Here is a 22,625-nt window from a genome sequence, read left to right on the forward strand (position 1 = left end):
GGCACAAAAAGAGCGGCGGGCCGGGCCCGCCGCTCTTTGACTTGGAGATCGACTTCGGTTGTTAGTTGTTGCCGAAGAGGTTGCGGTCGGCACCTTGCGGAGCAGACTTCTGGGTGGTGTCACCCGACGAGTTCAGCAGCTTGTAAACCGGCGAACCGGTGTTGCGTACCGAAGAGGTGCGCGTGCTGTCGACCGAAGTCGTGGCGGCAGGCTGATTGGCACCATTGGAGCCAAAGTTGTCGCTGCCGGCGAAGGCACTGCCGGTGATGGCCAGAACGGCGGCGGCAGCAATAAGGATCTTGTTCATTTTAGTCTCCCGAATTCTGGATTTCGCCAGGACGGCAGACACAGCTGCCGTCGGTTGCGAAATTGGTTGTTAGCGACCGAAGAGGTTACGGTCGCTGCCCTGAGCGGGCGTCTGGGCAGCCGGTTCCGAGGTCTTGGTGGAAGCCGTGTACGACTGGTCCACAGCGGCGGCAGGCTGGTTGGGGCCGTTCGAACCGTAGTTGTCGCTGCCCGCGAAAGCGCTGCCGGTGATGGCCAGAACGGCGGCGGCAGCAATGAGGATCTTGTTCATCTTGAATACTCCTGAATGTCTGGATTTCGCCACGGCGGCGGGCGAGCCCGCCGTCGACCGGGAAACTGGGAATCGGCTGTTAGTTGTTGCCGAAGAGGTTGCGGTCAGCACCCTGGGCAGGCGCCTGAGCAGCCGGTTCCGACTTCTTGGTCGAAGCGGTGTACGAGCTGTCGACAGCAGTGGCTGCCGCGGCGTTGGAACCGTAGTGGTCGCTACCAGCGAAGGCGCTGCCGGAAATGGCCAGAAGGGCTGCGGCAGTGAGAATGATCTTTTTCATTTTTGGTACTCCAGTATCGTCTTTTTTCCGTCCGTCTAGCGGCGTGTCTTGGAAATGAAATCGCGTCGTTCGGACAGCCCCGATGTGGGAGGGCAAGGTCCTCTTTTCCAATCACGAAGTTGTTCCGTGTGGACCATGAATCCACACCTTGAAATTGTGCCAATGGAATCTAGGGATGCATTTTTCTTCTTCATATCAGTGTGTTAGGTGTAGCCACCTGATGGATCACTGACTGTTTCAGAGGCCCAGCGTTCACACCGTCCTGCACGCACCGTCAACAGAAACGAACCGTTCGGTTCGATTTTAGGGCGAGCTAATAGTCACTTTTCGAAACCATTAACCTTTTTTGACCCCCGCGAAGGGTCGGATTCGGGAAGATCGCAGCCGGCAAATGGCCGCCCGGGAGGTGAGATCTCGGCCCACGACGATCTGCAGTAGCGTTTCGCATGCCGTGTCGCGCCGCATGGATACGATGTCGTTTTCATGCCGACGGCGCGCCCGCGATCGTGGTTAGATCATACCATCTCAGGTGCCGCTTCGTGACGACGAGGCGGAGAATTGGGAAGCCGGTCAGAATCCGGCGCTGCCCCCGCAACGGTGGTGGAGTTCAAGTCGCAACGGGAGACCACTGGGCAACCGCCTGGGAAGGTGTCGCGATGGTCCGCAAGGACAACTCCAGAGCCCGGAAACCAGCCCGAGATTTTTAGACTCGACTGATCGCGGTGGGCGGTCAAGAGGTGGATAGCGCATGTCCGGCACACAGCCGGCCTGCGTTTCAATCCTTCCTCCGTCACCACCAGTTCAGTCCTTAGGAACGAGGACAGGACATGGATATCCGCAACGACATGCTGAGGCTCCTGAAGGGGCGCCGGCAAGGCTTTTCGCTGGAGCAGCCCTTCTACACCGATCCGGACTACTTCAAGCTCGACATGGAGCTGATCTGGTATCGCGACTGGCTGTTCATCGGCCATGATTGCGAACTGCCGAAGCCGGGCAGCTACATCACCGTGCAGGTCGGCGACTATCCGGTCGTCCTTGTCCGCGACCAGCACGGCAAGATCAACGCCTTCCACAATTCCTGCCGCCATCGCGGCAGCCGCGTGTGCAACACGGAGAAGGGTACCGCGGCAAAGCTCGTCTGCCCGTATCATCAGTGGACCTACGAGCTGGACGGCCGCCTGCTGTTTGCCCGCCAGATGGCCGACGGTTTCGACAAGAGTGATTTCGGCCTGAAGCCGGTCGCCTGCGAGAGCGTCGGCGGCTACATCTTCATCTGCCTGGCCAAGGAACCGGCAGATTTCGCGCCGATGCGGGCGATGATCGAACCCTATCTTTTGCCGCACCGGCTGCGTGAAGCAAAGATCGCCTTCGAGAGCACGATCGTCGAGAAGGGCAACTGGAAGCTGGTCTGGGAAAACAACCGCGAGTGCTACCACTGCGCCGCCAATCATCCCGAGTTGTGCAAGACCTTCCCCGAGGCTCCAACCGTAACCGGCGTCCATGGCGCCGACAGCGACCCTGAAATGGTCGCACACTGGGCCAGATGCGAGGCATCAGGCTTGCCGAGCAAATTCCGCATCGATCCGGCAGGGCAGTACCGCGCCACCCGCGCGCCCTTGCTGCGCGATGCCGTCAGCTACACCATGACGGGAAAACGGGCGGTCCAGAAGAACCTGTCCGACAGCGTTTCAACCGACCGCATCGGCTCCTTGCTGCTCTATCACTATCCGACGACCTGGAACCATATCCTCGGCGACCACGCCGTTACCTTCCGCGTGCTGCCGATCAGTGCCACGGAAACCGCGGTGACCACGAAATGGCTCGTCCACAAGGATGCGGTCGAAGGCGTCGACTACGACCTCGCTGAGCTCACCCATGTCTGGACCGAGACCAACGACCAGGACCGCCGCATCGTCGAGGAAAACGCCTTCGGCATCCTGTCGCCTGCCTATGAACCAGGCCCCTATTCGGAGCTGCATGAGGGCGGCGTGATCCAGTTCGTCGAGTGGTACGCGTCGTTCATCGGGCCGCGCCTTGCCGAAGGCGGCCGGCCGGCCCTGCGCAGCGTCGCCTAGCCAGGGGATAAGAGGATGAATGCGATGACGGACCTTGGCCTCTATCGCCATCTCGACCAGATGACGCCCTGGAACGACAGGCTGCAGGTGCTGGAAGTGATCGGCGTCAGCGACGAAGCGCCTGACGTGAAGACCTTCACCTTCCGCTCCGACAACCAGACCTGGTTCCGCTACAAACCGGGGCAGTTCGTGACTCTGGAACTGCCGACATCGGACGGGCCGCTGATGCGCACCTACACGCTGTCGTCCTCGCCGTCGCGGCCGTTCTCGATCGCGGTGACGGTGAAGGCGCAGGCGGGCAGCACCGGTACGCGCTGGATGTTCGACCATCTGACGCCCGGTTCGCACGTCAAGGCCTATGGGCCGACTGGCGACTTCTCGCTGCACAGCCACCCGGCGGCCAAATACCTGTTCATTTCGGCCGGCTCCGGCGTGACGCCTATGATGTCGATGCTGCGCTGGCTGAACGACTGCGCGCCATGGACCGATGTCGGCTTCGTCAACTGCGCGCGCCGCCCGGAAGAGATCATTTTCCGCAAGGAGCTCGAACTGCTCGGCAGCCGCATGCCTGGGCTGTCGCTCGGCTTCATGATCGAGGAGCGGTCGAGCCGCGAGGGCTGGTTCGGCCATATGGGCCGCATCGACGCGATCCGGCTGCCATTGCTGGCGCCCGATTTCCGCGAGCGCGAGATTTTCTGCTGCGGCCCCGATCCTTTCATGCGCGCCGTGCGCGGCATGCTGGACGCAGCCGGCTTCGACATGGCGAAATACCATCAGGAAAGCTTTGCCGCGCCTGCCGTGGAGGAGATCCCGGCGCCGTTCTCGCCGCCGGCGGAAGACGGCGCCGCTAACACCGTGGAGGCCGTGACACCGATCCGGTTCTCGCATTCCGATGTCGATGCCGAATGCGTCGCCGGCCAGACCGTGCTGCAGACGGCACGCGCCTCGGGGGTGCGGATTCCCGCCGCCTGCGAGTTCGGCCTGTGCGGCACCTGCAAGGTGAGGAAGGTCGCGGGCGACGTCGAGATGAGCCACAATGGCGGCATCCTCGATCACGAAATCGAGGACGGCTTTATCCTCGCCTGTTGCTCGAAGCCGCTTTCGGCGCTTGAAATCGAGGCGTGACCGGCAGGCACGGTCAGAGACTGTCCATGCCCGCGCGGCCTGCAGCTGCGCTCACCCGGGCCTACGCCATCTTGCCAAAAACCTTGCAAATGGTTAGACGCCTGCAACGGTGGGGTTGACCGTAGGGCCCGAAGATCATCTCCGCGGCCTGCTTCGGCGGGGAGCAAACATGCGACAATCCGGCGTATATGCCATTGCCAGCAAGGATATCGTCTTTGAATCCTTCGATGGCGAAGCCGTCGTTCTCGACCTGACCACCGGTAAATATTTCGGCTTCTCTGATTCAGGCAGCAGGCTTTGGGATGCACTGTCGTCCGGCGTGCCTGCCTCCGAACTGGTCGGCGCCGCGACCGGAATTGGCGCCCTCGATGCCGCCGCGATTGACGGCTTTGTTTCACAATTGCTGGAATTCGGTTTGCTGGCGGCCGTAACCGATGGCGTGGCAAGACCGGTTCCCAGTGAATTGCTGGCTCAGCTCGCCGCTGCCGGCGAGCCCCTCAAGGTCGACATCCATGACGACCTTGCCGACCTCATTGTCGTCGATCCCATCCACGAGGTCGAGGAGCCCCTCGGCTGGCCCGCGGTGAAGCAGGCCAACTGAGGCGCCCGCCAGGCTCTCGTTGCCGGACAGATCCGGAACAGGCAGACCATGCCAAACGTCACTCTCGAAAACCTGACTGACTACGCACGTCATGTCCTGGCGCAAGCGCAGAGCAGCGCCGCGCATTATCCACTGACCTGCAAGGTGGGCTTGCCGCATCTGGAGTTGACCGCGCATGTGAGTGCCGGCGCGTTGGCGGATGCCCTCGCTCATGGCTTTGTCACGGCTCCGGACAACCGAGCGCCTGCCGACATCTGCCGCATCTTCGTCGCACATCCCGGCATTGACGGCATCGCGGCACCGGCCAGATGGGGCCAAGGACCCTTCACGCAGCATGGCTTCGCCACCAGGCTGGCGGAAGCCGGATTGCGCGGCAACCATTTCCACGACCTGGATTTCTGGCAGTTCTATGATCCGCAACGTCGCGTTGGCGTGCAATTGATGGCCTCGGCCGATGCCTTTCCACCCTGGGAGCCGGGAGCGCCGCTGCGCCCCTTCTTCCATTGGGAATATGCGGCACGTGGCATGCGGCTGGCCCATGCGGGGACGCTCGGCACCAAAGGCAGGGGCGTACTGCTGGCCGGCGCGGGCGGCGCCGGGAAATCCGGGACCGTCGCCGCCGGCCTCCTCCACGGACTGGACAGCGTCGGCGACGATTATGTGCTGGTCGACCTCTCCAACGGCGTGACTGCCCGCCCGTTGTTTTCAACACTCAAGCAGGATCCCCAGGGATTCGCGCGACTTGGGCTGAAGCACCGGCTGAAGGCGCACGGTCCGCTCAACTGGCAAGGCAAGCATGCTTTTCACATTGTCGACATTGCGCCACGGCCGGTGCCCGAAACTCTGGACATCGTTGCGCTGCTGGTGCCACATATCGGCGGAGGCGGGGCAAGTTCGATCGTGCCGGTGTCGCGCAGGGATGCCATGATTGCCTTGGCGCCGTCCGGCATAGCGCAGATGCCGGGCGAGCGGGAGAGCGGCTTTCGCTTCTTCAGCGACCTGACCCGCCTGCTGCCGTGCTATCGTCTGTCGCTGGGGACGCAGCCACAGGAGATAGCCGGCACGATTGCGGACTTTCTTGTGCGGGGCGCTTCGTGAAACTGAGCGTGATAATGCCCGTCTACAACCGTGAGCGCTATGTCGTTTCGGCATTGCGCTCGCTGGTGCGGCAGCGGGACGCCGCCGATCTCGACATCATCGTCATCGACGATGGCTCGACCGACGGCTCTGCTGAGGCCGTACGCTCGATGATGCGCGAAAACCCCTGCATCCGACTCTTCCAGCAATCGAACATGGGCGTGGCCAGGGCGCGCAACGCCGGGCTGCGGCAACTGCCGCCGGATGCGGAGTTCGTGTCATTCCTGGATTCTGACGACATCTCGCTGGCCGGACGGTTCAAGGCCGATCTCGCCCGCTTCGAGGCTACCTCCGGGCTTGAGCTAACCTATTCGCTGATGACGCTGGTCGACCGGATCGACGACGAGAAGCTCGAGCCGGAGGCGGACTGCTGTACCATGACGCTTCGCGGAATTTCGCTGAGCACCGCTCTCTTCAGTCGAACGCTTGTCGATCGCATCGGCCATTTCGACGAGGACTTTGAGCAGTCCGAGGACACGGATTATCTGTTGCGAGTCTTCGAAACCGGTCCGCGCTACGAATTGCCGAACACCGTCGCGATCTACTACCGACGCCACGCCGGAAATGTCACCAAGGAACATAGCGGCAGGGTCCGCAACCACTTGCGTGCAATCCACAAGTCGATGCGGCGGCGCAAGGCCGATCCGTCACGGCGAGAGGTCCAGGGCATCTTCGAATTGAAGAGTCCCGCCGATTGGCGGATGCCATGATGCTCGACACAATCGGCTCGGATCAGCCAAGCCCGCAACGCTGCTGGAGACGCCGATGAGGCTGAGCGTCATCATGCCGGTCTACAATCGCGAACAATTCGTTGGCCTGGCGCTGCGCTCGTTGCTCAGGCAGCGCGAAGACATCGATCTCGACATCATCGTCATCGACGACGGGTCGACCGATGGCTCGGCAGCCGTCGTACGGTCGTTAATCGACGAGGCCCCATGCATTCGTCTTTTCCAGCAGATCAATGGCGGGGTCACCAAGGCGCGCAATGCCGGGCTGAAGCAGTTGCTGCCGCAGACGCGTCTGGTGTCGTTTCTCGATTCGGACGACATCTCCCCGATAGGCCGCTTCAAGGCGGATCTCGCCTGCTTCGAAGAGGATCCTGGCCTCGATCTGACCTATTCGCGCATGACGCTGATAGACAAGATAGATGGCGAGACACTGGAACCGGCCGCCGACAGCCACTCCATCACCGTGCGAGGAATCCACCTGTCCGCCGGGATCTTCGCGCGAGACCTCATCGAGCGCACCGGTGGTTTCGACGAGGATTTCAAACAGGCCGAGGACACCGACTATCTGTTGCGTATCTTTGAGAGCCAGGCAAAATACGTTATGCCCGATACGGTGGCTCTCTATTACAGGCGTCATCCCGGCAACATGACCAAGGAAGCCGATGTGCCCTTTCGCGAGTTCATGCGCGCCATTCACAAGTCGATGAAGCGTCGCCGGGCCGACCCCAGCTTGCGCCGGGTGGAGGGGATTTTCGACTTCAAGGATCTCGCGCAGTGGCGGTTCCTTTGATGGCAGGCTACGGCGTCGTCATTCCGGCTTTCAACGCGGCCGCCACCATAGGCGCTGCCCTGAACTCCGTTCTGGCCCAGACGGCAAAAGCGGAGGCCATCGTCGTGGTCGATGACGGTTCGACCGATGATACGGCCGCGGTGATCGATGCGATGAACTTGCCGGTGACGGTGCTGCGACAGGACAATACCGGACCCGGCAGCGCAACGACCCGTGGCATTGCGGCACTCTCGACGCCGCTCATCGCGACGCTCGATGCCGACGATTTGTGGTTGGCGGACAAGATCGAAAAGCAGCTGGCCTATCTCGACCGTCATCCCGGGACAGCGGGCGTCTTTACGCATTGGCGGACGTTTCGCGGCGACAGCCCCGATTTGCCCGATGCGGCCAGTGGAGCGGGCTGGTCGCGCACGACGATGATGATCCGCCAGGAGGTGGTGCAGAGCGTCGGTCCCATCATCGACCCACCAGGCGGTCGCGGCGAGATGATCGACTGGATCGCCCGGGTTCGTGAGGCAGGCTTTGTACTTGCCATGCTCGACGACGTGCTTGCATTGCGCCGCATCCGTCCGGGCAGCCTTTCCTACGGCCGCGATCCGGCACGCGACCGGGGCTATATCCAGGTCGCAAGGCTCGCCATGCAGCGGCGGGCCCAGAACAAGGCGGGCTCCAGTTGAACGCCAGGCCTGTTCGCCGCATCAGCCGCCGCTTCCCGGACTATGGCTGGTCGTGGCCCACTGGCCAGTTGGACCTGTTGCTGAAGGCGGCGCTGCTCTCCGATGAGGACGCAGCCGCTGCCTGCGCCGCGCGCTGGCTCGACGAGAACGACATCGACCTCGTCTCGTTTCGAGAACATCGTCTGCTCGCCGCCATCTCCGACAGGTTCGGCAGAAAACTGGCCGGGCATACCGCGCACCCGCGCCTCGTCGGCCTGCAGAAGATGCTGTGGACGCAGTCGCGCATGGCGATGCGCGAGGCCGAGCCGGCGCTGAAGGCGATGGCCGACGGCGGCGCCGACATCATGCTGATCAAGGGCGCCAGCCGCATTGCCTTGAACGCGTCGGCGCAGCGTGGTCGGGTGGCGCATGACATCGACATACTGGTGCGCCCGCGCGACATGGCTGCCGTCTTCGACATCTTGCGCGACCGCGACTGGCAGATCGCCTCGGGCGTCAGCGCGCAATATCTGCGAACCCGGTTGGCGTCGCTGCGGTCGATGAACTTCTTCAAGGGCCGTTTCGGCGACATCGACCTGCACCAGCTCGGCTATGATGGGTCGCAGACGAGCGCGGAAGACGACCTGGCGATCTGGCAACGGGCGGTCCCGGCACAATTCAGCGGCGTCGCGGTCTTCGTGCCATCGCCGGCCGATCGCATGGCACTGGCCATCGCCCATGGCGGCCTCGACGCCCACACCCACAGCGACTGGCTTGTCGACTGCGCGGTCGCCATCCATGCCGAAGACGTCGATTGGGGGATGTTCCTCGACATCGTCGGAAGACGCGGCCTGGCGGTTCCAGCGGCGGTGGCGTTATCCTATCTGGCGTTCGAGATTGGCATTCCGGTGCCGGAACGGACAATGGCCAGAATCTTCGAGATGGCCGACCGGGCTGGCCTGTCGCGTTGGTCGTCGGTTCTGCAAGCCAAGCCGCGCACGGATTTCGGCGGCCTGGTCTGGCTGTCGCGCGGCCTTGCCAAGCAGTTGCGCCTGAAGCGGAAGAAGGGCCGGTTGCAGCAGGAGCCGCCCGCCAAACCCTGGCGCGGGAGACCGGCCGCGGGCAAGCCGCAAGCCGCATCGGAGCCTCTGGTGTTTTCGCAGGCCATCGCCTGTCCGCAAACGACCGGCGACATGATGCTCGACATCACCGTCAGGATCGGCGTTCCGCCGGTCCGGCGCCGCATCGAAATGGAGATCAATGACGGTGGCGAGCATATCGCTCGCCTGCGTGCCGTGGCTATCAGCCGATCCGGCAGGGAACGCGTGCTGCATTTTCGCGGCAAGGTGACGCTCGACGGCGCGCGAGTTGCCTTGACGCTCGAGGCGCGACCATCGCGACAGTTTCGCGAGTGGAACGACGCGGCCACGGTGGCCGCCTATGGCGCCTTGCCTTTCCAGTTGCTGTCGGCGGGTTTCTTGCCGATCGGCTGAAGGCGAATCCGACGAACCTTTCTCGCAAGGCGGCGTCCGCTCAAACTCCGTAGCGTTCGGTGCGGATAATTTCGGCTGCAACGCCGGCATCGATCAGCGCCTGGGCTGCCGCGGAAACGAAGGCATTGGAGCCGCAGACGAAGGCGAGACCGGGCGGCTCGGGCAGCCGCGCCATGGCTTGCGCCATCATCGCGACGTCCACCCGCCGCGCATAGTCGGCCGGGCGGCGTGCGGCTTCGCGGGTCAGTGTCAGCACCAGCTCGAAGCCGTCCTGACGCTCGTCGAGGGCGATCAGCTCGTCACGAAAGATCACTTCGTCCCAGACCCGGGCCGAAAAGACCAGGACGACGGGCACCGCTGAATTCCGTGCGGCGCGGTGGCGGATCATCGACATCAAGGGCACGACGCCCGAACCGCCGCCGACCATCACAAGCGGCCCACTCTCATCCTTCGGCCAGACGAAATGCCCGCCAAGCGGCCCGCGCAGTTCGATTTCGTCGCCAATTGCCGCGACCTCGTGGAAGAAGGGCGAAACCTCGCCATCGTCGAGTTTTTCGATCGCCAGTTCGATTGCGCCATTCGTTTCGGGCGCGGAGGCGATGGAATAGGAGCGGCGCGCCTGATAGCCGTCCGGCGCCGTAAGCCTGACGTCGACATGCTGCCCGGCGCGATAGGCGAAGGGCCGAGACGGCTGAAAAAAGAAGCTGGTGACACGCGGCGTGCGCTTTTCGATGCGGACGATGCCGGCTGTTTGCCAGGGCGACTGCACTGCCGCCGTATCGCTCATGGATCGTCCGTGTAGCGTTGCTCGCGCCATGGGTCGCCATAGATATGGTAGCCGCGCAATTCCCAGAAACCGGGCTCGTCGCGCGTGGTGAATTGCAGGCCGTTCAGCCATTTGGCCGACTTCCAGAAATAGAGATGCGGCACCAGCAGCCTTGCCGGGCCGCCATGATCCGGTGTGATCGGCTTGCCTTCGTAGAGCAGCGCGACCATGGCCTTGCCGGCGGTGAGATCCTTGACCGGCACATTGGTGGTGTAACCGTCGAACGCGTGCGCCAGCGTGAAGCCGGTCGGCGGCTCCACACCCGCGTCGGCAAGGATATCGTCGACCAGCACGCCCTGCCACGGCGTGTCGAACTTGGTCCATGCGGTCACGCAATGGATGTCGCGCGTCATCTTGGTCAGCGGCAGCGCGTTGAACTCGGCCCAGTTCCATTTCTTGATCGGGCGTGGCCCATGTTTCAGCGTGAAAGACCAATCCTCGGTGCGCACGCGCGGCGTCGGACCGGCCGACAGCACCGGAAAACCCTGTTCAAGATATTGGCCGGGCGGGATGCGGGCATCGTCATCGGTTGGCGGGCGCCGTCCTGAAGAGAAACCTCGGGTGACCATCGCGGCAATCTCCTGCATCGGGCCGACATCAGCCTGATGCAATGTTCTCGAAGATGTCGTGGCGGGCAACCAAAATCTTGACGGGCGGAGGCCGGAGGGGATCGTCGCCGACGAACCCTGCCGGTCCCGTTCACGTCAAGGCCATTACTCAGCCATTGGCAAAAGGCACCGCGATGTAGATCTGAGCGTCGCCACGCTCGACCAGCAACAGCACCGACTTGCGGCCAGACTTGCCGGCTTGCGCGATTGCCTGGGTTACCTGCCTGGCGTTCTTAACCGGCACCTGATTGACGGCAACGATGATGTCGCCGGCCTGTATTCCGGAAGCGGCGGCGGCCTTGTCGGGATTGACGCTGGCAACCACCGCGCCGTGCTGCTTGCCGGCTAGGTTCATCTGCTGGCGAATGTCGGGCGTTATATCCATCAAGCCGAGCCCAATCGCCGGAGCGCGCCCGGCACTGGGCGTGTCGGACCCGTCATCCAGCGACGCGGTCTTCGCATCGGCGCTGTTCTGGCCGACATCGACGGAAATCCGCATCGGCTTGCCTTTGCGCCAGACATCGACCGTTTCCGTGGCGCCCGGCGCGACATCGGCGACCGCCCGCGACAGGTCCTTGGGGTCCTTTACGTCCTGCCCGGCAAAGCTGGTGATGACGTCACCCGTCTCGATGCCGGCCTTGGCCGCCGGCGAGCCGTCATTGACCTCTGAAACCAGCGCGCCGCCGGGATGGTCGAGCCCGATGGCGCTCGCGACATCCGGTGTCACCTCCTGGATCTGAACGCCGAGATAGCCGTACTGGATGGAGCCGCCCTTCATCAGCTTGGCCACCACCTTCTGGGCCTGGTCCGACGGAATGGCAAAGCCGACGCCGACGCTGCCGCCATTGGGCGAATAGATCGCCGTGTTGATGCCGACGACATTGCCCGCGACATCCACCAGCGGGCCGCCGGAATTGCCGTGGTTGATCGGCGCGTCGATCTGGATGAAATCGTCGAACGGCCCGCTATGCAGGTCACGGCCGCGCGCCGAGACGATACCTGCCGTGACGGTGGTGCCGATGCCGAACGGGTTGCCGAAGGCCAGCACCTGGTCGCCTGGCATAAGCTTGTCGGAATCGCCCCATTTGACGGTCGGCAGGGGTTTGTCCGACTTGATCTTCAGCACGGCGAGATCGTTCTTGGCATCGCGGCCGATGAGCTTGGCCGGAAGTTCGGTGCCGTCGTCGAGCGTCACCTTGATCGAAGAGGCCCCATCGATGACGTGATTGTTGGTGACGATGGTGCCGTCGGAGGCGACGATGAAGCCGGAACCCAGCGCCTCGGCGCGCTGCGGTTGCTGTTGCGGCGGCGTCTTGGGCGTCGGCATGCCCTGGTCACCGAAGAACTGGCGGAAATAGTCGTCGAAAGGCGAGCCGCCGTCGAAAGGAGAGGCATCGCTCATCGTTTCAGGCTGTGCCTTCATGACCGTGGTGACCGTCACCACCGCCGGCTTGTCGGCGGCAACGATGGGTGCGAACGAGCCATTGGGCGCAGTGATGCCGGCAACAGGTGTCTGGGTGGTCGGAACGGTGTTGCCCGCGCTTTGGGCGAAAGACATGACGAAGGGGGATATGATCAGCGCAGCGCCCAGCAAGGCCGCGACGCGATGCCTACGAAGGATATCTGACATGGTCGTTGTCCGGGCGAGAGTTGATCCAGCGCCGTGGCCTCCCATGCGGGAAATCGGTCATCGGCGTGTCGAGGTTGCAATTGCCCGTCTCGCCTACATGGCAGCCAACCGGATCGACGGCCTTGCATCTAGGGCGCGGATTGGCCCGATTTAGGGTTTTCGGGCGACCTTACGAAGATTTAATATCCGCACGGCGGCAGGGTCGCAAAGTCGTCGGGTCGCGCCTTGCTGCCTCGCTGGAGCCTCAGCCACCGGCGGTTCGTCCGAGATAGGCCGTAGCAATCTCGCGCATGCGCTTGCCGTCGAAGCTCGGTCCGTGTCCTCCATGACCGATACGGATCGGCAGGTCGAGCAGGCGCCGCATCGTACTGATATAGGCGGCCCGGTCGGAATCCGGCAGGTCGTCTATCAGCATGGCGTCGTAGATGGCATCGCCGCTGAAGAACAGTCCGTCGGCCTCGTCGAACAGCGCGATCGAATCCGGTGAATGGCCCGGCAAATGCAGCACGCGAAATTGCCGGTCGCCAAGATCGACGACATCGCCCTCGTCCAGGGTTCGCGTCAACGGCGCGGGCGGGATCCTGTAGTCGGCCGACTTCCATCCGGGCGCCGGCAGTTTCGAGACGGCACCCTCGAGGTCGTGGAACATGTAGGCGTAAGTCGCGGCCTCATCCATGGTCTCGAACCGAGCCGCGCTCATTCTTGGCCCGGCCCGCAACGGGAATTCATGCAGCGAGCCGACGTGGTCGAGATGGATGTGGGTGGCAACGACCAGCAACGGCTTGCCCTGCGGCGTCTCGATCTGCGGCGCCAGCGGACAGATGCCCATACCGGTGTCGACGAGCAGGTCGGCATCGCGACCGCGCAGATGCCAGATATTGGCCCGAACATAGGCATGCACGAAGGGCTCGGTCAGCATCGTCGTCTTGCCGTCGACCACGCTCCTGCTGAACCAGCTCGGCATCAAGTGTGAGTCCGGCATACGAAGTGAGCCGGGCATCAGGTGTGAGCCCGGCATCAGGTGTGAGCCCGGCATCAGACGAAGGGCTTCCCGACCTTGTACTTTTCCGGCACCAGCCGCTTGAGATAGGCCATGCCGGCATCCGACAGCTGATTGACGTCGGGCTTCATGAAATCGTCAGGCATGTGGCGGGTCTTGCCGGCGACGTTCTTGAGCGGCACTTTCTTCAGCACCGTTCTGGTGCCGTCATATTGCAGCGCCACCGAGCCGCCGCCCTGTTCGGCGACGGTGACCGCGAAAGCGCCGGCATCGAAAGCCTCCTGCGCGTCGACCGCGCTGATGGCGCCGATATAGCCGCGCGGCATGTAGCCGAGCGCGTCGACGCGGGCACGTTTGCCGGGCAGGCCTTCCGCCAACGCGCGCTCGAGTGCGGCCGGCAGGTCGCTGCCCGACAGCTTGACGTTGCCATGCGCGTCGCGCTCAAGCTTGTCCGGCGGCACCAGGCTTTCGACCAATGCCTTGCCGTCGGCGGTGCTGACGCCTTCCGAAACGGCGACGATGCAGCGCTTGTGGCGATCGAGCGTGGCACGCACGTCGTCGATGAAGCCAGCGGCCGAGAATGGGCGCTCGGGCACATAGACGAGATGAGGGCCGCTGTCGGGGTCGAGCTGCCAGGCAGCGGCAGCCGCGGTCAGGAAGCCCGCATGCCGGCCCATGACGATGCCGACATAGATGCCGGGCAGCGCGCGAAAATCGAGATCGACGGACAGGAAGGCGCCGGCGACGAACTCGGCCGCCGAAATAAAGCCCGGCGTGTGGTCGTTTTCCTCGAGATCATTGTCGATGGTTTTTGGCGCATGAACAAAGGCAATTGAGCCGCCGGCGGCGTCGGTCAGGATCTGCTGGGTACCCGACGTGTCGTTGCCGCCGATATAGATGAAGGCGTCGGCGCCGGCCTTCTTCAGGCCGTTGAGGATGACATCGCAATAGGCGGCGTCGGGCTTGTCGCGCGTCGAGCCGAGGGCGGCGCTCGGCGTGCCGGCAATCAGCCGCAGGCGGTCTTCCGGAATGGCGGAAAGGTCGACATAATTGCCGTCACGGATGCCGCGCACGCCATGGATCGAGCCCAGCACCTTGGCACCGGGATGCCGCTTGCGGATCTCCAGCGTCGCCCCGACAACCGTCTGGTTGATGACGGCGGTTGGGCCGCCGCCCTGCGCGATGACAAACGTTCCAGCCATGCTTGATTTCTCCCGGCGCGATGGTTTTCAAGGCACCTTGGCCTGTCTTGCCGCATCGCGCAACGGGAGTTTCGAGCGGCGCCAACACGCCGCATAAGCGTCAGACGACGACGACCGGATTTTTCTTGGAGACGCGGCTGTAGAGGTCGATGATGTCCTGGTTGATTAGGCGCACGCAGCCCGACGACATCGCTTGCCCGATGCTCCACCATTCGGGCGAGCCGTGGATGCGATAGCCGGTGTCCTTACCGTCCTGGTAGATGTAGAGGGCACGCGCGCCGAGCGGATTGGTTAGGCCGCCGGGCTGTCCGGCCTGCCATTTCACCAGTTCAGGCTTGCGGGCGATCATCTCCGGCGGCGGCGTCCAGGTCGGCCATTCCCTGCCGTACTGGATGTTGGCGCGGCCGGACCAGCGGAAACCGTCCTTGCCGATGCCGACGCCATAACGGATGGCATCGCCACCCGGCTGGACGAGATAGAGCATGCGCTCCTTGAGATGGACGACGATGGTGCCGGGCGCCTCGCCTGTCGTGTCGACGACGATCTGGCGGCGGAATTCCGGCTTGACCTTCAGATATGGCACTTCCGGCACGTTGAAGCCGCCGTCGGTCAGCCCGGCATACATGACCCCGGGGCTGGTGACGTTCTTGTCGACGCTGATGCTTGGCCGGATCGGCCGCACGGAACCCGTGGTGACGTCGTCGAGCTCGAGCGCCGGCAGGCCGCCGCCCGAGGTCGAGCAACCGGCGGCGCTCAGCAGCGCAAGCGCCCCTGCCCCGGACAGGATGGCGCGGCGGGAAAGATGATGATCGGTTTCGATTGCGTCGCCATTTCGCGGCGGCGTCAGACCTTGCGGCAACTCACGCATATACCCAGACCCTACGCTGTCGGCGGGAAGCACGGTCCGGCCGGATAGCAGGCATTTTCCTCATTCATGGTTGATAAAGCGTGAAGACCTTGCACAGCCTGCATTTGCGCATGGCCTTGGCGATGTTCGACCTTCTTGCCTGAACTTGAACGAAGGCTGCTGCACAAAAAGACCTCGGTCGAGTCATATTCCCGGCGCCGGCGTCTCCTACTCCTCGAACCATCAGCGAGGGGCCTCCATGTGCAAGACCTTAAAAACCGACATCAAGCTTTTTGCCGCTGCCATTGTCGCGGCGGCAACCGTTCTCGGTGCCAATGTCAGCCTGGCCGATATCGTGAGCACGCTGAGCGGCGCGAACTGACACCGATCTGCCGCTGGCGCAGTTAGGGAAATCGCCTCTTTACATTCTCCCGGGCCTAAGGATTTATCCTCTTCTTTAAGCTCAAAGGAGACGAGCATGTCCTTCGAAAACTGGGCCGCCTTCGCTGCCGCATCGACGATCCTTCTCATCATTCCAGGTCCGACCATCCTGCTGGTCGTGTCCTATGCGCTGGGCCAGGGCTGGCGTACCGCTCTGCCGATGGCCGTCGGCGTGGCGTTGGGGGATTTCACTGCGATGACGTTGTCGATGCTGGGTATCGGCGCGCTGCTGGCGGCTTCGGCGACCGTCTTCACCATCCTGAAGCTGATCGGCGCCGGTTATCTGATCTATCTTGGCGTGAAACTGTTTCGCGCCGGCGGCGCGTTGAAGGCCGAACCGCGCACCGACGCGGTCTCATCGGCCAAGATGATGGCGCACGCCTGGCTCGTCACCGCGCTCAACCCGAAAAGCATCACGTTCTTCGTTGCTTTCCTGCCGCAGTTCCTCGACCGGCACGCCGATTTCTGGACGCAGATGCTGATCTTCGAGACGACCTTCCTGGCGCTCGCCTTCGCCAATGCCTTCGGCTATGCGCTGATCGCGGCACGCGCACGCAACGTGGTGCGCAATCCCAAGGCGATCCGCATCTTCAACCGCACCGGCGGTACGCTGCTGGTCGGCGCCGGCATCGCCACGGTGGCGATGCGTTCCAGCAATTAAGCTGTCTTTTTGATCATGATCCCGAAACTGGTTTTCGGGATCATTACCGGCCTTACCATTTGACGCTGAAGCCCAGATTGCCTTCGAGGATCCGACGCTTGTCGCCACCGAGATTGGTGGTGTAGTCGCCGGTGGCGAAGATGCTGACCTTGTCCGTCACCTTGGCAATCACGCCGCCGCCGAACTCGAACGAGGTCGATCTGCCCTCGGTCGAGATGTCGGTGGTGTCGAAATTGACATGGCTGGTGCCGCCGAAATCGTGCCAGATGTTGGCCTTGAGATACGGCTGCAGCGCCATGCCATTGATCGCTGTTTCGCCTTGCAGCCGTGCGCCGAGCCGGCCGGTCACGCTGCCGTCCGTATCGAAGGAAACCGAAGCAAAGCGGTCCGACGCATCGTCGAGCGACAATTGCTGCCAGACCAGTTGCGCCTGCGGTTCAAGCGTCCAGCCTTGCGCCAGCGCGATGGGATAGCCGCCTTCCAGCGAAGCGGTGACGCCGGTCCCGCCGACGTCGATGCCAATGTCGCGCGACGATGTTGCGTTGCCGCCGAAGAAGGTGGCCATGAGGACGCCGTCCAGGTACCAGCCACCCTGACCGATCCGGGTCCAGTAGCCGCCGACACTGGTGCCGTTGATATCCATGCTGCCGACGGACAGATTGTCCCTGCCCAGCGCCTGGCCGCGCACGTCGCCATTCATGCTGGCATAGGCGACGAACAGGCCGGCGCGATCGGTCTGGCCCGACGCGGTTTCGCGGCCGAACAGATCGAAGCCCGCCTGGAGGCCGAACAGGGTGCCGTCAAAGGACGGCGATACCGTTCCTGAATAGGCCATCTTGCTGTCCTGACCGAAGATGCGGCCCCAGACCGGCGACAGCTCGGTGTTCCACAACAGGCTCTGCTCGCCGCGCCGTTCGTGGAAGGTACCGAGCGTCGTCATCGCCAGATGTTCGGCGACCGGCGGCAAGGCCGAATAGACCGGAACCTCGATGCGATAGAGCAGGATTTCCTCGCCCGCCGCCGGTGTCGGCAGGTCGGGCACCTCAGTTGGCACCACCGGCGGTGGCGGGGGCGGATCCGCCACTGGTGCCGGTGGTGGTGCCGGTGGTGTCGCGGGCGGCGGATCGGTCGGCACGACCGGCGGCGCCGGATCAACCGGATCGGGATCGCCGGGGGTGGATTCCGGCGGAGGCGGCGGCGCAGGGTCGATGGGCGGCGGCGGCGGCGGTTCGGCCGCCGGCGGCTCAGGTGCCGGCGGCGGAGCAGGCTCCAGCGCCGGCGGGGCTGCGGCCGGCGGGGCCGGCGTGTTCAGCGTCGAGCGCAGGTACCAGTTCTCCTCGCTGCCGGCGCTGACGCCGCCCTTGAACAGATAATATTCAAAGGCCCCGGCGGCGACCGGGGCGTCGAGCGCGAATGTCGTGGCGCCCGAGGTGGCGCCGTTGATTGCCTGGACGACCATGATGCCGTCCTGCGTGGTCGCAGCCCCCGCGCCGCCGAGATTGACCACGGAGATGCCGGTCGAACCGGAAGCCGTTCCGCTCGACAGGACCAACTTGTCGGATGCGGAGGAATCGTCACCGAGCTCGGTCTGGATAAGCAGCAGGCCACCCAGGCCGACATAATTGCCCGAAATCGTCAGGCTGTCGGTGGCGCCGGTGCTGCCATTGGTCAGGTCGATGCGCCCGGCATTGGTGACCTGCGCCAGCTGGCCTGCCGTAAACGCCTGGATCGCCGCATTGAAGCCGCCGCCGTAGAGCGTGCTTGCGGCATCGACACTGAGCGAACCCGTGCCGGTGCCGCTGTCGCCGAGCACCAGATTGCTGTCCATCGTCAGCTGGGTGTCATTGGTGGCGTCGATGCTTTCCCAGTTCTGGAGCCGGCTGACGCCATCCAGTTTGACGTTGTCCAGGGTCAGCGCATCGGTGCCGGCACCACCTGATATGGCATCCGTGGCACCGAGATTGGCATTGGTGAGGTTGCTGAGCCTGGCGGTGTCGTTATCGCCGCCGAGATCGACGGAACCATAGATGATGCCGCCACCGTTCCAGACGAAATTGTCGGCGCCAAAGCTCATCAGTATATCGCCACCGACCGTGCCGCCGGTGACCGTGACGCTGTCATTGCCGCCGCTGACGCTGATGTTGCCGCCGATGGTGCCGCCCGACAGGATGATCGTGTCCTTGTCGAAGCCGGTGACGAGGTTGCGGTCGATGGTGCCGCCTGACATGTTGAAATAGTTCTGATCGAGCTTCATGTTGACCCGGCCGATGCGGCCACCGGTCATCACGGCGTGGTCGCCATCGTCGAAGAAATCGACGATGCGTCCGCCGGTCATGGTGAAGGTGTCGAGGCCGTCGCCCTGGTTGAGCGAGCCGATCTGGCCGCCGCTCATGTTGAAGTCGTCGATGCCGGCGCCCTGCTGGACATTGCCGGCGACGGTGCCCGCGCCAATGGTGAAGAAATCCGTGCCGCCACCCTGATCGACGGCGCCGGTTATGGTGCCTGACTGCATGTCGATGCGGTCCGTGCCGACGCCAAAGGTCACATTACCTGATATCTGCCCGGTGCCGCCGGCGGGAAAATTCAGCGTGTTGTCGCCGTCGAGATCGGTGAGGCTGCCGCCTGAGTCGCCGCTGTCACAGGTGTAGACGGTGTTTCCGGCGGATGGAGCCAGCACGCATGCGGCAAACGCGGCGGAGTTGGGCAGCAACGCAAAAGCTGTAGTTGAGAGGATGCTAATAAGCCACGGATGTAACGGATGCGGCTTTCGCCGTTGCGAAGCAATTGTCACCTGCGCATCCGCCGAACGACTGTTCGGAAGCGAGTTCTTCACATGCCGCATCGCGTCCCCTCTCGATTCGCGATTTCCAGCCCCCGCCAGCCGCCGCAATGAAGACACAATTCATTCAATTTTACAAAGCCTAATCTGCCCCGCATGGTTGCTAAACTGCAAAGACTACTGAAAGGTCTGGCGTAGCGCACGGTTGGCGCGTCCGTGGCCTATGCTTTAGGATCGGTTTGGGCCGAAGGATCAAGGGCCTGTCACGGGTCGATAAAAGGACATCGCATGGCAACCAGGGACGCATTCGGCCTGGCACTTTCGGGCGCGACGGAGGCGGGATTCACGCCTTACAGCCAGGCAGTGCGTGAACTGCAGTGCTTCATCGGCGATCCCGTAGCCTCCGTCGACCGCGCCATCGCGGAAGATCCCGGCTTCGTCATGGCCCATGTCTTCAAGGGATATCTCTTCGGCCTCGCCACCGAGCGGGAGGCGACGGCCGTGGCCAAGGCTTGCCATGAGGCCGCACTGCCGCTTGCCGCGACCACGCGCGAGCGGGCGCATGTCTCGGCCCTTGGCCATCTCGCCAGCGGGCGCTGGCATGAGGCCAGCCGCGTTCTCGAGGACATCACCATCGAGACCCCGCGCGACGGGCTGGCGCTGCAGGTCGGCCACCAGATCGATTTCTTCACCGGCAATGCCCGCATGCTGCGCGACCGCATCGCTCGTGCCCTGCCTTCGTGGCAAAGCGGCATGCCCGGCTACCACGCCATGCTCGGCATGCAGGCTTTCGGGCTGGAGGAAATGGGTGACTATGTCAGGGCCGAGCAGCTTGGCCGCGAGGCAGTCGACATCGAGCCGCGCGACGGCTGGGCGCAGCACGCCGTCGCCCATGTCATGGAGATGCAAAGCCGGCAAAGGGATGGCATTGCCTGGATGCGCGCCAATCCGGAAGCGTGGACACGGGAGAGCTTCCTGCAGGTCCACAATTGGTGGCACCTGGCGCTGTTCCACTATGATCTCGGCGAGACCGACGCGGTGCTGGCCCTCTATGACGGCCCTATCTACAGCGTGCAATCGACGATGGCGCTCAACATGGTCGATGCCTCGGCAGTCCTGTGGCGGCTCCACCTCGGCGGCGTCGATGTCGGCGACCGCTGGGCGGCGCTCGCCGCCAACTGGGGCAAGGCGGGAGCGGGCCTTTATGCCTTCAACGACGCCCACGCGATGATGGCCTTCGTGGGTGCCGGGTTAGATGCGCCGGCCCTCGCCTTGCTCGAAGCTCAGCGCGAGGCCATGCGTGGCAGCGACGACAATGCGGCTTTCACGCGGGATGTCGGCCATCCGCTGACGCTCGCCATCAAGGCATTCGGTGAGGGCAGCTACGCCGAGACCGCGCGCCTGATCCGGCCGATCCGGGCGATCGCACATCGTTTCGGTGGCAGCCACGCCCAGCGCGACGTCATCGACCTGACGCTGATCGAGGCGGCCTTGCGCGCCGGTGAGGGTGCGCTGGCCAAGGCGCTCACGGCGGAGCGTTCGATGGCGCGGCCCGACAGTCCGCTGTCAGCGCTGTTTGTGCGACGCGCCGCCGATTTGTCGGAGAATTGACCCGAAGCGGATCTTGTTTTAAAAACTGGCCAAGCCAGATTTTTTCGAGACCCGAAAAAATTAACTGGCGTGGGAGGAAGACATGTATCTGGGCCTCGATCTCGGGACGTCGGGCGTCAAGGCGCTGCTGATCGATGCCGGGCAAACCGTCATCGGTTCCGGCCATGGTTCGCTTGATGTTTCACGGCCGCACCCCGGCTGGTCGGAACAGAATCCCGAGCACTGGATCCGGGCCTGCGAAGACGCAATCGCCGAGCTCAAATCCTCCCATCCGCATGAACTCGCGGCAGTCAAGGGCATTGGCCTGTCCGGCCAGATGCATGGCGCCACGCTGCTTGACGCCGCCGACAAGGTGCTGCGCCCCTGCATCCTGTGGAACGACACGCGCAGCCATGCCGAGGCCGCCGTCCTCGATGCCGATCCGCGTTTCCGCGCCCTGACCGGCAACATCGTCTTTCCCGGGTTCACCGCGCCGAAACTGGCCTGGGTGAAGAACAACGAGCCCGCTGTCTTCGCCAAGGTCGCAAAAGTGCTGCTGCCCAAGGATTTCCTGCGGCTCTGGCTTTCGGGCGAGCACATTTCGGAAATGTCGGATTCTGCCGGCACGTCCTGGCTCGATGTCGGCAAGCGGCGCTGGAGTGCGGATTTGCTCGCGGCGACATCGCTCGATGAAAAGCAGATGCCGTCGCTGGTCGAGGGTACGCAGAAGGCAGGAGCATTGCGCAGCGAATTGGCATCGAAGTGGGGCGTCCAGGCCGGCATTCCGATCGCCGGTGGCGCCGGCGACAACGCGGCCTCGGCCTGCGGCATGGGCACGGTTGGCGCCGGCCACGCTTTTGTTTCGCTCGGCACGTCGGGTGTGCTGTTTGCCGCCAACGCTTCCTACCTGCCCAACCCGGCTAGCGCGGTTCACACCTTCTGCCACGCGCTTCCGAACACGTGGCACCAGATGGGGGTCATCCTGTCGGCAACCGATTCGCTCAACTGGCTGTCGGAAATCACCGGGAAGAACGCCGGCGAGTTGACCACTGAGCTCGGCGACACATTGAAGGCGCCGAGCGGCGTGTCCTTCCTGCCATACCTCTCGGGTGAGCGCACGCCCTACAATGATTCCGCCATTCGCGGCGCGTTCACCGGGCTGGCGCATCAATCGAGCCGTGCCGTGCTGACCCAGGCCGTGCTGGAGGGTGTAGCCTTTGCCTTCCGCGACAGCCTCGAAGCGCTGGCCACAGCCGGCACAGCCTTGACGCGGGTGACGGCGATCGGCGGCGGTTCGCGCTCACGCTACTGGTTGAAGGCGATTGCCACCGCGCTTCAACTGCCTGTCGACATTCCTGCCGACGGCGACTTCGGCGCCGCCTTTGGTGCCGCGCGGCTCGGCCTGATCGCGGCGACGGGTGCCGATCCGCTCGAAATCTGTACGGCCCCGAGGACGGACGCAACTATCGAACCGGATGCGGCGCTCGGCGGCGCCTATGCCGATGCCTATCAGCGCTACCGGGCGCTTTATCCGGCAATCAGGGTCGCCACGGCGTGAGCGGTCTTTCGCCCACGCCGCGGC

22 protein-coding genes and 1 riboswitch are annotated in these 22,625 nt (G+C 63.7%); of the genes, 12 read left to right on the forward strand and 10 right to left on the reverse strand.

All coding sequences use genetic code 11. The features are described 5' to 3' along the window. Positions 1–61: 61 nt before the first annotated feature. The 3 genes from RPF88_RS20520 to RPF88_RS20530 form a co-directional block, all read right to left on the reverse strand. On the reverse strand, positions 62–307 hold the full coding sequence (locus RPF88_RS20520) for a DUF680 domain-containing protein (protein WP_013528266.1): 246 nt from the start codon (positions 305–307) through the stop codon (positions 62–64). 69 nt (positions 308–376) lie between these two features. Continuing rightward, positions 377–577, reverse strand: coding sequence for a DUF680 domain-containing protein (locus RPF88_RS20525; protein ID WP_013528267.1), 201 nt, complete (start codon positions 575–577; stop codon positions 377–379). A gap of 79 nt (positions 578–656) precedes the next feature. Beyond that, on the reverse strand, positions 657–854 hold the full coding sequence (locus tag RPF88_RS20530) for a DUF680 domain-containing protein (protein WP_013528268.1): 198 nt from the start codon (positions 852–854) through the stop codon (positions 657–659). 510 nt (positions 855–1,364) lie between these two features. Continuing rightward, positions 1,365–1,566, forward strand: a riboswitch (cobalamin riboswitch). Positions 1,567–1,681: 115 nt separating this feature from the next. On the opposite strand from RPF88_RS20530, the gene RPF88_RS20535 reads away from it, so the two are divergent. From RPF88_RS20535 to RPF88_RS20570, 8 genes are all read left to right on the forward strand, one after another. After that, the gene (locus RPF88_RS20535; RefSeq protein WP_013528269.1) at positions 1,682–2,929 is read left to right on the forward strand and encodes an aromatic ring-hydroxylating oxygenase subunit alpha; all 1,248 of its coding nucleotides are present in this window, start codon (positions 1,682–1,684) and stop codon (positions 2,927–2,929) included. Between the two features lie 24 nt (positions 2,930–2,953). After that, a complete protein-coding gene (locus tag RPF88_RS20540; RefSeq protein ID WP_337123100.1) occupies positions 2,954–4,054 on the forward strand; it encodes a hybrid-cluster NAD(P)-dependent oxidoreductase in 1,101 nt (366 codons plus the stop codon). Positions 4,055–4,223: 169 nt separating this feature from the next. Next, positions 4,224–4,655, forward strand: a complete 432-nt coding sequence (locus RPF88_RS20545) for a PqqD family protein (protein ID WP_024501955.1) — start codon at positions 4,224–4,226, stop codon at positions 4,653–4,655. A 48-nt stretch (positions 4,656–4,703) separates the two neighbouring features. Next, complete coding sequence (locus RPF88_RS20550) at positions 4,704–5,753, forward strand: serine kinase (RefSeq protein ID WP_337123101.1); 1,050 nt, start codon at positions 4,704–4,706, stop codon at positions 5,751–5,753. Then, the gene (locus RPF88_RS20555) at positions 5,750–6,502 is read left to right on the forward strand and encodes a glycosyltransferase family 2 protein (protein ID WP_027160995.1); all 753 of its coding nucleotides are present in this window, start codon (positions 5,750–5,752) and stop codon (positions 6,500–6,502) included. Before RPF88_RS20550 ends, RPF88_RS20555 begins: the two co-directional genes overlap by 4 nt. Positions 6,503–6,557: 55 nt before the next feature. Next, positions 6,558–7,310, forward strand: coding sequence for a glycosyltransferase family 2 protein (locus RPF88_RS20560; RefSeq protein ID WP_013528274.1), 753 nt, complete (start codon positions 6,558–6,560; stop codon positions 7,308–7,310). Beyond that, positions 7,310–7,987 (forward strand): glycosyltransferase family 2 protein, encoded by a 678-nt coding sequence (locus RPF88_RS20565; RefSeq protein ID WP_013528275.1) that lies wholly within the window; start codon positions 7,310–7,312, stop codon positions 7,985–7,987. Before RPF88_RS20560 ends, RPF88_RS20565 begins: the two co-directional genes overlap by 1 nt. Further along, on the forward strand, positions 7,984–9,459 hold the full coding sequence (locus tag RPF88_RS20570) for a nucleotidyltransferase family protein (RefSeq protein ID WP_337123102.1): 1,476 nt from the start codon (positions 7,984–7,986) through the stop codon (positions 9,457–9,459). The genes RPF88_RS20565 and RPF88_RS20570 overlap by 4 nt, the downstream gene beginning before the upstream one ends. A gap of 40 nt (positions 9,460–9,499) precedes the next feature. Here the strand turns inward: RPF88_RS20570 and RPF88_RS20575 are convergent, their stop codons facing one another. The 6 genes from RPF88_RS20575 to RPF88_RS20600 form a co-directional block, all read right to left on the reverse strand. After that, a complete protein-coding gene (locus RPF88_RS20575) occupies positions 9,500–10,246 on the reverse strand; it encodes a ferredoxin reductase (RefSeq protein ID WP_337123103.1) in 747 nt (248 codons plus the stop codon). Continuing rightward, on the reverse strand, positions 10,243–10,854 hold the full coding sequence (locus RPF88_RS20580; protein ID WP_127367079.1) for a sulfite oxidase-like oxidoreductase: 612 nt from the start codon (positions 10,852–10,854) through the stop codon (positions 10,243–10,245). Before RPF88_RS20580 ends, RPF88_RS20575 begins: the two co-directional genes overlap by 4 nt. 148 nt (positions 10,855–11,002) lie before the next feature. After that, on the reverse strand, positions 11,003–12,523 hold the full coding sequence (locus RPF88_RS20585) for a DegQ family serine endoprotease (protein ID WP_275953198.1): 1,521 nt from the start codon (positions 12,521–12,523) through the stop codon (positions 11,003–11,005). Positions 12,524–12,767: 244 nt separating this feature from the next. Further along, entirely contained in the window at positions 12,768–13,487 is a 720-nt protein-coding gene (locus RPF88_RS20590) for an MBL fold metallo-hydrolase (protein ID WP_337123104.1), read from the reverse strand. Positions 13,488–13,558: 71 nt separating this feature from the next. After that, positions 13,559–14,725: a diphosphate--fructose-6-phosphate 1-phosphotransferase gene (locus RPF88_RS20595; protein WP_013528281.1), complete on the reverse strand. Its 1,167-nt coding sequence runs from the start codon at positions 14,723–14,725 to the stop codon at positions 13,559–13,561. 100 nt (positions 14,726–14,825) lie between these two features. Further along, positions 14,826–15,593 (reverse strand): L,D-transpeptidase, encoded by a 768-nt coding sequence (locus RPF88_RS20600; RefSeq protein ID WP_024501964.1) that lies wholly within the window; start codon positions 15,591–15,593, stop codon positions 14,826–14,828. A 238-nt stretch (positions 15,594–15,831) separates the two neighbouring features. Here RPF88_RS20600 and RPF88_RS20605 point away from each other — a divergent pair, with 238 nt between their 5' ends. Together RPF88_RS20605 and RPF88_RS20610 are read left to right on the forward strand one after the other, a co-directional pair. Continuing rightward, a complete protein-coding gene (locus RPF88_RS20605) occupies positions 15,832–15,954 on the forward strand; it encodes a hypothetical protein (protein ID WP_013528283.1) in 123 nt (40 codons plus the stop codon). A gap of 96 nt (positions 15,955–16,050) precedes the next feature. Further along, positions 16,051–16,674 (forward strand): LysE family translocator, encoded by a 624-nt coding sequence (locus RPF88_RS20610; protein ID WP_023761181.1) that lies wholly within the window; start codon positions 16,051–16,053, stop codon positions 16,672–16,674. Positions 16,675–16,726: 52 nt separating this feature from the next. Here RPF88_RS20610 and RPF88_RS20615 read toward each other — a convergent pair whose 3' ends face one another. Then, complete coding sequence (locus tag RPF88_RS20615) at positions 16,727–19,516, reverse strand: autotransporter family protein (RefSeq protein ID WP_337123105.1); 2,790 nt, start codon at positions 19,514–19,516, stop codon at positions 16,727–16,729. Between the two features lie 225 nt (positions 19,517–19,741). Between RPF88_RS20615 and RPF88_RS20620 the strand changes: the two genes are divergently transcribed. After that, positions 19,742–21,064 (forward strand): tetratricopeptide repeat protein, encoded by a 1,323-nt coding sequence (locus RPF88_RS20620; protein WP_337123106.1) that lies wholly within the window; start codon positions 19,742–19,744, stop codon positions 21,062–21,064. A gap of 82 nt (positions 21,065–21,146) precedes the next feature. Then, the gene (gene xylB, locus RPF88_RS20625; RefSeq protein ID WP_337123107.1) at positions 21,147–22,601 is read left to right on the forward strand and encodes a xylulokinase; all 1,455 of its coding nucleotides are present in this window, start codon (positions 21,147–21,149) and stop codon (positions 22,599–22,601) included. The last annotated feature ends 24 nt before the right edge of the window (positions 22,602–22,625 follow it).

It is taken from the genome of Mesorhizobium sp. ISC11, assembly GCF_037162595.1.
Lineage (GTDB): Bacteria > Pseudomonadota > Alphaproteobacteria > Rhizobiales > Rhizobiaceae > Mesorhizobium > Mesorhizobium ciceri.

What these genes read in the sequence shown, in the direction of transcription:
- RPF88_RS20520 (WP_013528266.1), bottom strand. Translation starts at nt 307, where the DNA reads ATGAACAAGATCCTTATTGCTGCCGCCGCCGTTCTGGCCATCACCGGC.
- RPF88_RS20525 (WP_013528267.1), bottom strand. Translation starts at nt 577, where the DNA reads ATGAACAAGATCCTCATTGCTGCCGCCGCCGTTCTGGCCATCACCGGC.
- RPF88_RS20530 (WP_013528268.1), bottom strand. Translation starts at nt 854, where the DNA reads ATGAAAAAGATCATTCTCACTGCCGCAGCCCTTCTGGCCATTTCCGGC.
- RPF88_RS20535 (WP_013528269.1), top strand. Translation starts at nt 1,682, where the DNA reads ATGGATATCCGCAACGACATGCTGAGGCTCCTGAAGGGGCGCCGGCAA.
- RPF88_RS20540 (WP_337123100.1), top strand. Translation starts at nt 2,954, where the DNA reads ATGACGGACCTTGGCCTCTATCGCCATCTCGACCAGATGACGCCCTGG.
- RPF88_RS20545 (WP_024501955.1), top strand. Translation starts at nt 4,224, where the DNA reads ATGCGACAATCCGGCGTATATGCCATTGCCAGCAAGGATATCGTCTTT.
- RPF88_RS20550 (WP_337123101.1), top strand. Translation starts at nt 4,704, where the DNA reads ATGCCAAACGTCACTCTCGAAAACCTGACTGACTACGCACGTCATGTC.
- RPF88_RS20560 (WP_013528274.1), top strand. Translation starts at nt 6,558, where the DNA reads ATGAGGCTGAGCGTCATCATGCCGGTCTACAATCGCGAACAATTCGTT.
- RPF88_RS20565 (WP_013528275.1), top strand. Translation starts at nt 7,310, where the DNA reads ATGGCAGGCTACGGCGTCGTCATTCCGGCTTTCAACGCGGCCGCCACC.
- RPF88_RS20575 (WP_337123103.1), bottom strand. Translation starts at nt 10,246, where the DNA reads ATGAGCGATACGGCGGCAGTGCAGTCGCCCTGGCAAACAGCCGGCATC.
- RPF88_RS20580 (WP_127367079.1), bottom strand. Translation starts at nt 10,854, where the DNA reads ATGGTCACCCGAGGTTTCTCTTCAGGACGGCGCCCGCCAACCGATGAC.
- RPF88_RS20585 (WP_275953198.1), bottom strand. Translation starts at nt 12,523, where the DNA reads ATGTCAGATATCCTTCGTAGGCATCGCGTCGCGGCCTTGCTGGGCGCT.
- RPF88_RS20590 (WP_337123104.1), bottom strand. Translation starts at nt 13,487, where the DNA reads ATGCCGAGCTGGTTCAGCAGGAGCGTGGTCGACGGCAAGACGACGATG.
- RPF88_RS20595 (WP_013528281.1), bottom strand. Translation starts at nt 14,725, where the DNA reads ATGGCTGGAACGTTTGTCATCGCGCAGGGCGGCGGCCCAACCGCCGTC.
- RPF88_RS20600 (WP_024501964.1), bottom strand. Translation starts at nt 15,593, where the DNA reads ATGCGTGAGTTGCCGCAAGGTCTGACGCCGCCGCGAAATGGCGACGCA.
- RPF88_RS20605 (WP_013528283.1), top strand. Translation starts at nt 15,832, where the DNA reads ATGTGCAAGACCTTAAAAACCGACATCAAGCTTTTTGCCGCTGCCATT.
- RPF88_RS20610 (WP_023761181.1), top strand. Translation starts at nt 16,051, where the DNA reads ATGTCCTTCGAAAACTGGGCCGCCTTCGCTGCCGCATCGACGATCCTT.
- RPF88_RS20615 (WP_337123105.1), bottom strand. Translation starts at nt 19,516, where the DNA reads ATGCGGCATGTGAAGAACTCGCTTCCGAACAGTCGTTCGGCGGATGCG.
- RPF88_RS20620 (WP_337123106.1), top strand. Translation starts at nt 19,742, where the DNA reads ATGGCAACCAGGGACGCATTCGGCCTGGCACTTTCGGGCGCGACGGAG.
- xylB (WP_337123107.1), top strand. Translation starts at nt 21,147, where the DNA reads ATGTATCTGGGCCTCGATCTCGGGACGTCGGGCGTCAAGGCGCTGCTG.